The organism is Methylobacterium sp. P3_A11, assembly GCF_056403155.1.
Genome location: NZ_JBFUGA010000152.1, coordinates 1 through 10,349, shown reverse-complemented (window position 1 = coordinate 10,349; position 10,349 = coordinate 1). Strand labels below are relative to the sequence as shown.

11 protein-coding genes and 3 pseudogenes are annotated in these 10,349 nt (G+C 63.5%); 7 read left to right on the top strand and 7 right to left on the bottom strand.

The window, feature by feature from the left end; genetic code table 11:
• The 3 genes and pseudogenes from AC1DXK_RS28600 to AC1DXK_RS28590 form a co-directional block, all read left to right on the top strand.
• Positions 1–203 (top strand): annotated as a pseudogene (locus AC1DXK_RS28600) (IS481 family transposase); the annotation flags it as partial.
• A 161-nt stretch (positions 204–364) separates the two neighbouring features.
• Positions 365–1,357, top strand: a complete 993-nt coding sequence (locus tag AC1DXK_RS28595; RefSeq protein ID WP_477299557.1) for a hypothetical protein — start codon at positions 365–367, stop codon at positions 1,355–1,357.
• Positions 1,358–1,495: 138 nt separating this feature from the next.
• Positions 1,496–2,155 carry a DUF1345 domain-containing protein gene (locus AC1DXK_RS28590; RefSeq protein WP_456685619.1) on the top strand — a complete coding sequence of 220 codons (660 nt, stop codon included), beginning with the start codon at positions 1,496–1,498 and terminating at the stop codon, positions 2,153–2,155.
• A 243-nt stretch (positions 2,156–2,398) separates the two neighbouring features.
• Here AC1DXK_RS28590 and AC1DXK_RS28585 read toward each other — a convergent pair whose 3' ends face one another.
• Positions 2,399–3,715, bottom strand: coding sequence for a TAXI family TRAP transporter solute-binding subunit (locus AC1DXK_RS28585; protein WP_456685618.1), 1,317 nt, complete (start codon positions 3,713–3,715; stop codon positions 2,399–2,401).
• 348 nt (positions 3,716–4,063) lie between these two features.
• Here AC1DXK_RS28585 and AC1DXK_RS28580 point away from each other — a divergent pair, with 348 nt between their 5' ends.
• Both AC1DXK_RS28580 and AC1DXK_RS28575 read left to right on the top strand, forming a co-directional pair.
• On the top strand, positions 4,064–4,327 hold the full coding sequence (locus AC1DXK_RS28580) for a KUP/HAK/KT family potassium transporter (protein ID WP_456685621.1): 264 nt from the start codon (positions 4,064–4,066) through the stop codon (positions 4,325–4,327).
• Between the two features lie 140 nt (positions 4,328–4,467).
• A complete protein-coding gene (locus AC1DXK_RS28575) occupies positions 4,468–4,929 on the top strand; it encodes a low affinity iron permease family protein (RefSeq protein ID WP_456685617.1) in 462 nt (153 codons plus the stop codon).
• 468 nt (positions 4,930–5,397) lie between these two features.
• Here AC1DXK_RS28575 and AC1DXK_RS28570 read toward each other — a convergent pair whose 3' ends face one another.
• Positions 5,398–5,916 (bottom strand): transposase, encoded by a 519-nt coding sequence (locus AC1DXK_RS28570; RefSeq protein ID WP_456685616.1) that lies wholly within the window; start codon positions 5,914–5,916, stop codon positions 5,398–5,400.
• Positions 5,813–6,454, bottom strand: a pseudogene (locus AC1DXK_RS28565) (FAD-dependent oxidoreductase); the annotation flags it as partial. The gene AC1DXK_RS28570 and the pseudogene AC1DXK_RS28565, both read right to left, overlap by 104 nt.
• Between AC1DXK_RS28565 and AC1DXK_RS28560 the strand changes: the two are divergent.
• Complete coding sequence (locus AC1DXK_RS28560) at positions 6,390–7,019, top strand: SCP2 sterol-binding domain-containing protein (protein ID WP_456685615.1); 630 nt, start codon at positions 6,390–6,392, stop codon at positions 7,017–7,019. The pseudogene AC1DXK_RS28565 and the gene AC1DXK_RS28560 overlap by 65 nt on opposite strands.
• A gap of 247 nt (positions 7,020–7,266) precedes the next feature.
• Here AC1DXK_RS28560 and AC1DXK_RS28555 read toward each other — a convergent pair.
• The 4 genes and pseudogenes from AC1DXK_RS28555 to AC1DXK_RS28540 all read right to left on the bottom strand — a co-directional run.
• Positions 7,267–7,842, bottom strand: a pseudogene (locus tag AC1DXK_RS28555) (amidohydrolase family protein); the annotation flags it as partial.
• A gap of 83 nt (positions 7,843–7,925) precedes the next feature.
• Positions 7,926–8,201 (bottom strand): hypothetical protein, encoded by a 276-nt coding sequence (locus AC1DXK_RS28550; RefSeq protein WP_456685614.1) that lies wholly within the window; start codon positions 8,199–8,201, stop codon positions 7,926–7,928.
• A 130-nt stretch (positions 8,202–8,331) separates the two neighbouring features.
• Positions 8,332–9,207 (bottom strand): ImmA/IrrE family metallo-endopeptidase, encoded by an 876-nt coding sequence (locus tag AC1DXK_RS28545; protein ID WP_456685613.1) that lies wholly within the window; start codon positions 9,205–9,207, stop codon positions 8,332–8,334.
• A 209-nt stretch (positions 9,208–9,416) separates the two neighbouring features.
• Positions 9,417–9,599 (bottom strand): DUF3606 domain-containing protein, encoded by a 183-nt coding sequence (locus AC1DXK_RS28540; RefSeq protein WP_003600567.1) that lies wholly within the window; start codon positions 9,597–9,599, stop codon positions 9,417–9,419.
• A gap of 598 nt (positions 9,600–10,197) precedes the next feature.
• Here AC1DXK_RS28540 and AC1DXK_RS28535 point away from each other — a divergent pair.
• On the top strand, positions 10,198–10,349 hold a 152-nt coding region (locus AC1DXK_RS28535), incomplete at its 3' end, for a transposase (RefSeq protein ID WP_477299558.1).

The window sequence follows — 10,349 nt, the reverse complement described above, 5'->3', positions numbered from 1 at the left end:
CGACCGTCAAGCGCTACCACTACGACAGCCACGACCAACTGCGGGAACACCTCGCCGCTTTCCTGGATGCCTACAACTTCGCCCGGCGGCTCAAGACCCTACGCGGCCTCACGCCATACGAAGCGACCTGCCGAGCCTGGGCAGACGACCCAGGCCGGTTCAGATACGACCCAACCCATCTCACCTCGGGACTGAACACCTAGGCTCAGGCCTGATCGCAGCCTGAGAGCTGCCGACTAAGTCACCCCTGCCATTCATCCCTTCACCGTAGCGTTTTCGCTTAGCGTTGCCGTTCTGTAACAGGCAGGCGCGCGCCTGCGCGTCTACTCATCGTCGCGCGTCAGTAGGATAAGGCCGCAGGGTGATGATCGGGCCCGCTCTGTTGGCGAGATGCATCTCGCAATCCGCCATCGCCATGTTGCTAACCTCGAGCCTCGCTGCGGCCCCTGGGCTTGCCGAGGAACTGAGGGATAACAAGGCGAAATCCTCATCGAACAGCGGCAGCCCGGGCGGGAAGGGTGGCAAAACCGACGGGCAGAAGGATGTCGACACCGAGCACTTGTTCGGCTTCACCGAAGGCTCTGACACGGGTGAGAAGGGCGAGCAGGAGGTCCTGGTCGATACCATCTCGCGCTTCAGCAAGCGCCGTGACGGTCCGGGCTCTTCCACCTACCGCGTGCTCGACACGCGGTTCTCCTATCAGTTCAACCCCGCTGAGCGGTTCAGCGTCGAGCTGAGCGCCTTCTGCAATCTCCGCCGGCAACGCAACATCGCGGAGTTGGACGACAAGGCGTTCGGCACGTTCGACGGCGCGTCGGTGGAGCTGAAGTACCAGTTCCTAAAAGGATCGGCCGAGCAGCCGCTCGGACTCGCCCTTGAGCTACGCCCTCGCTTCACCCGGATCCTACCTGTCGAGGGCAATGGCGCGAACGTGTTCGACATGGAAAGCCTCATCCAGCTCGACGTGCAGGTCGTGCCGGCCAAGATCTGGTACGGCAGCAACATTAGCTTCGAGCCTGCGGCCGGGCGCCAGCGAGGGGGCAGCCAGGGCTACCGATCCTCGACCTTCCTGTGGTCGAACGCGGTGGTTGGGCAGGTGACGGAAGGGACCTTCGTGGGCCCGGAGGTGCGCTACTTGCGCGGCTACGACGGTATCTTCCTCAACCGCCTTCAGAGCCAGGCGGTATTGGTCGGGCCTGTCCTGCATCACCGCTTCACCGAGAAGATCTGGCTGACCGTGGCCTATGTGGCTCAAGCGTGGGGGCGCGACACCGATCCGGCCTATGCCCGGCGCGGCCTTGGCCTGACACAGTTCGAACGCACAAACCTGCGCGTGAAGTTCGGCATGGAATTCTGAGCGGTAAAATCGACCTCGCCCCAACCAGCTTTGGGCTCTCGCACCACAGTTGGCGCCACCTTGGGGAGCAATCGCTCTAAACTCCGAACCGGTCGCCCCTCGCGGGCAGCGCGCGTACTTCAGCGTTGAGTCCGAGAAATGCATATTCCCAGAACAGCTCAAGCATTTTGGCTCCGGCCGCGGCTTCTCGGCTCGGCTGCGCTTTGCTTGGCTCTAAGCCTTGTCCTCCCGATCCCATCGGTTTGGACCAGGCTCCTTATCGGCTGGTGCGTGAGCGTCATCACCTATGTGGCGCTGGTAATCTTTCAGCTGACGCGCGGATCGAGTGAAGCGCTGCGCCGCGAAGCGTCCCGTCTCGACGATAGCGCGTTTACGATTTCCCTGTTTGCAGTTCTGGCCGCTGCTGCAAGCTGCGGGGCTGTGGCGATGCTGCTGTTCGGCCAACAAGAGCAGGATGGATATCGGATCCCTCATATTGCGCTCGCTGCTTTGACGCTGCTTTGCGCATGGGTCTTCGTGCAGGTGGTCTTCACCACTCACTACGCGCACGTCTACTATGGCGAAGAGGATGGCAAGCCCCGCGGTGGCTTGGATTTCAACGGCGATGATCATCCAGATTTTTGGGATTTCTTCTACTTTTCCGTAACGATTGGAGCGACATCGCAGACATCCGATACTGACATCACTGCAAAGCAAATGCGTAGGATCGCAACCTTGCAGACGCTATACGCCTACTTTTTCAACACGAGCCTCTTGGCTTTAGCCGTGAACATGGCGGCTGGCCTTGCTCAGCATTGAAACTGGCAACTGACCCGCCGTACAAATTCTACTTTGCCATGCTAAACTTGAGAGCACAGTTCATTATCCCGGCGTCGACGTCGAGGATGTGCTTGTGCTGGTACAAGGCACTGAGATCTGAGCGTTCGGCGGCTCGGCTGCAGCGTCGAGGCTTCGGAACCGGCCTGACTAGCGCGCCCCTTGCAGCCGTTCAGCCATCCTCTTGTGCATCCCGCAAGCACACATCGAGTGGTTGACACTCGGTCAACTCATGAGGGGCACGCCGTCACTCTGAACGATGGCGCGCCGGACCGTCGAGCGGGCTGCGTCGATGGCCAAGGTGGCGGCGCCGAGCGTCCGCGCCTCGGTAGGCTTGTTCAGGGCATGGCGCGCTATGATGCTCGCGAGGTCGTCTACCTCGCTGGCTATGGCCGCCAGCCGCCCGCGGTCCGTCTCACGGCTGGCCTCAGACCGAAGTTCGAGCAGGCGCGTGGTCGCCACCTCGATCCGCTCCCGGCGGATCCGCCCCAGGCGTTGCCGCAGCCAAGCTGTCGTCGAGCCCAGGCCGCCACCCAGGATGGCCACGAGATAGATCCAGCTCTCATAGCGCTCGATAAATGTCTCCTGCTCGCGCTCGTAGTAGTCGATGGCGCCCGGGTGGATGGGCAACCGGGCGCTGGTGGCGTCCGCCGTGTCTTCGTAATCTGGACGGCTGACGTCTTCCGCTGCCGGAACCGTCTCGGCCAGGGCTGTGCGCATCTCGAACAGGTGCTGCGTCACCTCCGCGACGAGGCTGCGCGACAGGTTGGCTCGCGCCATCAAGCGGTAAGACGAGCCAACGGTCGCGACGTCCTCCGCCGGAAGGCGCGGGCTGCCGCCGAACAGTGCGGCTGGCACCGTGACTGGCTGCAGGCGTGGCCAGCGCGCCAGCACCGCGGCGGTGTCGGGTACACCGAACAGCGTAGCCTCGCCATCGGCGCTCGCCGCCTGAACGAGGCCGACCACCCGCCGCGCCGCCGAGGATGTGGGCGTCGTCACCAGCACCATCGCGTCGATGCGACCGTCCCCAAACGCAACTGCCACATCGGCTTCCTCTATCGGGACAAGCGCGACAGCCTTCGGCGGTACGGCGCCGGCTGGAGCGTCGGTCAGAAGCTCCATCCCGAAATGGGCAACCAGGGTGCCGGCCAGCGTCCTGTCGGCAGTCCTGTTCGACAGCACGCCGAGTTGCTTGCCTGCCAAGTCCGGGAAGTCCTTGATGCCGGATTGCGCGGGGGCGACCACGAACGCCGCCAGCTTCCGCAAGATAGCCAGGGTTAGGCCATTGCCCGGCATAGAGACGTCCGGACGCACTATCGCGAGGTCGACTTGGCCGGCTTTGAGCGCCTCTGCACTCTCGCGCACCCCGTCGAAGGACAACACCTTTAGCCGGATGCCGAGCTTCCTGCGCGCGAGTTCGTCGGCGTAGGCCCGCAGCAGGGCCGGTTCAGGGCCTCCCTTGGGAGCGACAGCGATAGTCAGCGTCGTGGGTCGCGTCAGGTGGACCGCGGCAGCGGTCCCGAGGACGATCAGCAGCGCCAAGCCGAGAAGTAGCCATGCTTCCCGGCCAGCCGGGATCGCCAACTTACGCACACACTCTCCTCGCTCACCGCGGACTCTTACGACCGTGGTGCCCAAGTGGGCGACGCGCCGCCGATTTACGAGGAGTCTTCCGAGCGGCCGCGAGTTTGCGAGGGCCTCAATCTGCTCGCGCTCTGTTTACTTGATGCCGGGGCCGCATGCCCCCGCGCCGCGGAACGGTCAAGGCGCGTTCACCGTATTCATTAAAACGCCGTAGCCGCCGCGCTTGAGGTCGGGCAATCATGAAAGCGACGATGGTGCAGGGGGCAGGATCCCCCGAAGGCGCATACCGCTTCCTCGGCGGTCGCCCTGGAAGCGCTTGGCATTGTCTACGGCGACATCGGCACCAGTCCGCTCTACCGCCTGCGCGAGACCATCATGGCCGCGGCCGCAGGCGGCCCACCCAATCGCGAGGCGGTTCTCAGCTCCGTCTCGCTCATCCTCTCGTCGCTCGTCGTGGTCGTGGCGGTCGAGGACGGCCGGCTCAAGGGCGTCGACTGCGACCGCCTGAGCTACTTCATCAGACATGAGACGGTGGTCACCTCGGAAAAGGAGCCCGGCATGGCGACTTGACGCGAGGAGATCATCGCGCTGATGCAGCGCAACGCTGAGGAGACGGCGAGTTACCTGTGTGTGCCGGTCCAGCAAGCAATGGAGGTCGGCGCCGAGATGGAGATGTGAGTGGTAACCGTTCCAAGTAGGAGGATGCCCCGATGAGGGCGCCGAGGGGCTTCGCAGACTTCGCTTCGCGGGTCGCGCGCGCCGCGGGTCGGCCGTTGACCTTCGCGCTGAGCCTGATTCTCATCGTGGTCTGGGCAGTCACGGGGCCGCTGTTCGGCTTCTCCGATACGTGGCAGTTGGTAATCAACACCGGCACAACCATCGTGACGTTCCTGATGGTGTTCCTGATCCAGAACACGCAGAATCGCGACGGCGCAGCCATCCAGGCTAAGCTCGACGAGCTCATCCGGGCGAGCGCGGCGCAGAACCGCTTTATCGGGATAGAGGGACTGGCGGAGGAAGAGCTTGACGAACTACGGGCCCGGCTGGCGGTCAACAATGGCATAACATCGAGCACGATCGTTGAAGCCGCCGATCAGGCTGAGGCCGCTGCGAACGGTAAGGCACGCGAGGCTGCTCAAAGAGTTGCCGGAACGCCGTCGTACCCAACTTGACCGACACGACCAGAGAAAATTCGCTCGAGCCAGCGGCAAGTGTTCGGGAACAGCTGGCGCGTTCGTCGATCAGCTTTGTCGTCACAGTTGTAGGTGGATTGCTGGCACCAAGCAGACTGGGCGCCGCAAGTTTCAACGCGATCGTTGCGTGCCGGTCGTCGCCCTCTGCGAGACACCCGCTCTGACACACGTGAGCGCGCATACGACAAGAGGCACCCGGATGGGCGCCCCCTGATTACACGAAGTGGACGTGTACTCAGTCGTCCCAATCGTCGCGATGATGACGGAACCCCGGGTCACGACGCTCGATCACCCGCACGCCCGGACGGTCATAGCCGTGCAGGTAGAACCGGGCGCCGCTGTAGCCGTCGCGGTAGCCTTCACGGACGATGGTGCGGGAGTGGGCGTAGCTCGGGCCATAGCCATAGCCGCCGCCCCACTCATAGGTCTGGGCGGTCGTGGCGGCGCCTAGAGGCTGTTACGGACTGCTGCGAAATCGGCAGCCCTACGTAGAAGCAGGACGCTGAAGGCGACGAGGTGCAAGCCGGCCAAGGTTGCGGGCAGGCGTTCGTAGTCGCGGGCCAAGCGGCGGAAGCGGGCCATCCAGGCAAAGGCGCGCTCGACCACCCATCTGCGTGGCAGCAGCACGAAGCCGCGCTTGGCCTCGGGCAGCTTCACGACCTCCAGGGTGATGCCGTGATCGGCTGCCGCCTCCGCCGCGCGCTCACCTGTGTAGCCCTGATCGACATAGGCGAGGTTCACGCTGTCGCTGGTTGCCTCCTGCATGGCATCAGCGAGCGAGGCAACGGCGGCGCGATCATCGGCGTTGGCCGGTGTGACGTGCAGGGCCAGCACTTGGCCGCGCGTATCGACCGCTGCGTGCAGCTTCGACCCGCTCGCTGACCCGGCGGCTCGCCCCGTCGAGGAGATTGGCGGCCACGATCTCGAAGTCGTTGTAGGCGGTGTGGGTGAAGGCGCCTCGCCCATTGCAATCGCCAAGCGCGTAGACGCCCGGCACGCTGGTCTGAAGGGCGTCGTCGACAGTGATGTAGCCGCGCGCGTCCACGGCGATGCCGGCCGCCTCCAAGCCAAGGTCGTCGGTGTTGGGCCGGCGGCCCACCGCCAGCAGCACGTGAGTGCCCACAATCTCCGGCTCGCCCTCGTTGCAGTTCACCCCGACAACGACACCGTCGGCATGAGGCTCAAACCTGATGCACTCGGCGTTCAGCCTCAGAGCGATGCCCTCGTCGCGTAGGATGCCGGCGACCGACTCGGAGATGTCCGAGTCCTCACGACCAATCAACCGCGGCCCCATCTCCACGACGGTGACCTTGCTCCCAAACCGGCGGTAGGCTTGCGCGAACTCCAGCCCGATATAGCTGCCGCCGACCACCACGAGGTGCTCCGGGATCGTGTCGAGCTGCAGCAGCGAGGTGTTGGTCAGGAACGGCACCGCGTCGATGCCAGGCATCTCGGGCACGTGCGCGCGGCCGCCCACGTTGATGAAGATCCGCTCGGCCTCCAAGCAAGCCTCCCTATGGCAGAGTCTGTCCTTCGGGGCGAACTACAAGGCTGCCTACTGCATCGCTGCCTGCCCGGCTGGGGAAGACGTCATCGGGCCCTACCTCGATGACCGGGTCGGCTTCGCCCGCGACGTCGTCAAGCCTCTGCAAGCCAAGGTAGAGCCTGTCTACGTGGTACCAGGCTCGGATGCTGAGGAGCACGTCCGAACGCGTTACCCGGCCAAGACAGTGAGGCGGGTGGGAAACGGCGTCAGACCGCAGAACATCGCGAGCTTGCTCGTCGGAATGCGCCTCACCTTCCAACGCAACAAGGCACGTGAGTTGGACGCGGTCTACCGCTTCACGGGAGCGGAGAAGCGCGACGTGACGATCACCTTGCGCCATCGTGATCTCATCATAGAGGAAGGCCTCAACGGCACCGCCAATCTCGTCATTCAGGCTGACAGCGAAGCCTGGCTGCAGTTCGTCCGCAAGGAACGCGGACTTCCTGGCCTGCTCCTCTCGCGCAAGCTGCGCGTCAAAGGATCACCGAAGCTCCTCGTCGCTTTTGGCAAATTCTTCCCCTGATTCCAGGCGATCTTTGATACACCTTCGACCGTGCCTGCACTCCAATGGAGCAAGTTGCAACGACCATCTCAATCGGCCGCTTCATGTCCGCTTACGGAATTGAACGGGTGGCCCATGAATGACTGGGAAGGGCGCAAAGCCGAAGATCCGCTACCGTGCGTCGGGGCAGGGCCCGGATGCAGTGCTGAGCTTCTGCTAGGCGGCACAGCCGAACAGCAGCATCTGCCCTGTCGCGCCGGGTGATGGTCTATAGCTTCAACCCAGCGGACTTAAGCCTGTCCGCAAGGCGTGGGTAAACCTTGAGCGCATTGCCCGCATAGATCTTCGCCCGGTCTGCTTCCGAGATCGCGGCCATCTCGACGTAGCGCTTAGTGTCATCGTAGGCGTGGCCGGTCTCAGGATCGACGCCGTTGACTGCCCCGACCATCTCGGAGGCGAACAGCACGTTGTCGTGCGGCACGACCTTGAGCAGCAGATCGATGCCTGGCTGATGGTAGACGCAGGTGTCGAAGTACACGTTGCGCATCAGCTCGGAGAGCGGTGGCCGCTTCATGTCCTGCGCGAGGCCTCGGTAGCGCCCCCAGTGATAGGGAACCGCGCCGCCACCATGGGGAATGATCAGGCGCAGCGTCGGGAAGTCCTTGAACAGGTCGGAGGTGACGAACTGCATGAAGGCGCTGGTATCGCCATTGATGTAGTGGGCTCCCGTCGCGTGGAAGTTGCGGTTGGCCGAGGCGCTGACGTGGACCATGCCTGGCACATCGAGCTCGACCATCTTCTCCCACAGCGAGTACCAGAAGCGGTCGGAGAGCGGCGGGTCCGTCGCGAGAAGGCCGCGTTGCTAACGGCGGCCAGCAGTAGGTTCATGCGGCCCCGAATTGCCAGGCCATGCTATTTATGGCGAGCCTAGTTCGGGCCGAGCTGGAACGGTTTGGCCAGCCCGAGCTTCTCGTGTGCCTCTGCTGGCGTCATCTGCCGAATGGCTTCCTCGGAAAAGCCAAGCTCACGAAGCGCCGCCCGCTGACGGTTCGTAATCATCAACGACACGGCAGGTGACGTGGCAGGCGCGGTGCCCCTGCCGGTCAACTCGGTGTCCTCGGCGTGGCCGACACGGTCGAGGAACGCTTCCTCTGCCGCCGCCTGACTGCGGAGCAGCCGAAGGTAGTCGTCAGTTCCCCCCATTCTCGACCCTCTTTGCTCCACTGCCGACCCAAGGATTGCGCCGGATCAGCTACGGGACAGTCGGTACGACCCGCCTGACGAATTAGTAGGCTGCGGCCGACAGATCTGTTCCGGGAGAGCTGGGTCTTGCCTACCGTCGCCCCGAGTGGAAGCGGTGACGCCAGCCTTCATTGAGCCTGCGCTCCTCCGCGCTCTCCTCCGGGACAGCGTCCAGACGCAGCAGGATCATCGCAAAGCCGTTCTGCTGACGGTACACCTGCTCGTAGAGGTCCGGCGCGCGGAGGTCACGCTTCACATCGATCCAGAGATCTGGCCTGCACGCGGCGGTTTCGCACGCTGTGCGCGGCCGATGTGGACTGCTGCGATAGAGCGAGCCTGTCGGAACCGGGCTGCCGACCGCGCAGATGATAGCTGGAAAGGAGAGGCTGCGGTAGAACCACTGCACCCGGCCGTTGCCCGCCACGACGATGGCGATCCGCTCAGGATGGTATTGCACGTAGCCCCGAGCCGCCGCCTTCTTGCGGACCGCGAAGTCGCGCGCGAGCACAAGAACGTGCTGCAGATCGGGCTTGTGAAAGGCCGCCATGGCTCCTCGCAGCAGGTGCGGGGGCATCAGCATGAGACTGGCGAAGCGGTTGGCCTCGACCTCCCTGCGTTGCCGCTGATCGCCCTCCTTCGCTGTGATGCGAAGCAGGTCAGAACTCTTGCACAGGAACCGGCCGGGCTGATCCGGGACGTGGTGCGCCATCAGGAAGTGGCCGAGTTCGTGTATGATGGTGAAGCGGCGACGCGGTTCGCCCACGCGCTTGGCGAGGATAGTGCCTTCGGACCGCTTCGCGTCGGTAACGAGGCCCCCCTCGAACTCGTCGGTGTCGAGGTCCTCGATCCGGAGGATGCCGGGTCGCGCGCAGAGCTCCTGTATCGGCACGGGCGTCGGTAGGTTCGGTTCGGCTTGTAGGATGCGTTTGACGAGCGCCTCCGGCGTGCCCGCGTTCGCGAGATCCATCCTGCTGATCGGCATCCGAGCGGCCCCTTTCCGTTCCGGGGCCGACCCGTGAGGCCACCACGTACCCGTGATCCCAATACCGTTGCTACTGGGAGTTTGCGTGGGCGGTAACCCACCTTCGGCTCAGCATGAACGGTAGGCAAAGCTTGCGGCGGCTTCACCATCGACGACCTCTCCAAACGAGCTGTCCCGTTGCGGAGAGCACGCAACTAACGCTTCTTGCCCAGTTCGGCGGCGATGTCCTTGGTCATCCGGCCGACCTTGCGATGAGCGGCTGTAAGCTGGTCCTGTGTGACACCCCAGCGCTTCATCCAGAACTCAACAGCCTTGCGTTCCGACAGGTCGAGTCGGTCCTTATCGATGAAACCACGCTTGTCCTTGAGGCCGGCCATCGGGGATCCTACTGGGTTGATGCCACGCAGGCTGGGAAGGACCTCGCGACGCATCAGTATGCAGCCTGAGCCTCGTGCAGGTCACCCCGCCAACAGCTAAGCTGGGCTGGCTATGCAGTTCGTTGCGACGCTGCGCCCAATCGGGAAATCCCAATAATTTCACGCGAACTGCGGCTGGGGTAAATGCTAGGGTTCGCATCAAAAATTCTCTAGAAAAGTAATATTCTGCAGCTACTTGCCGGCAATGTTTGCCGGACTCCGTCTCCGCCACATTTCCCATTCTAGCCAGTTATTGAGCTGGCGTTTCGCCAAATGCTGAATTTCTTCGCTCTTGGCGGCACTTTGCGCAGGCCGCATATCCGAGCTGAGCGGCTGAGACGCACTCGGGCGGATTGTAGGCCGTTCTCGCGCCGCCGTCTCGCTTCAGCCTAGCGCCAGTACCACCGTCTCAGCCTGCGCCCCAGGCAGATCCCCAGTCGGCAGTCTCCGCGCCCGCACACAGCCTCGTCGCGTTCGTGCTGGATGACTGCACTAGGTGTGCAGTCCCGCGGTGTGGTGGCATCAATTTAGCTGTAACCGCCGCACACCGGGAGGCGTTATGGGACAGGTTCTTCACGGCTGCGCCACGACCACGCACGCGGTCAGAGCAACGCTACAGCGATCGAAAGCTCCGCTCAAAGATCTTGCCGCCCAGCATGGACTGAACCCCAAGACAGTCGCGAAGTGGCGTAAGCGAGCCTTCGTGCATGA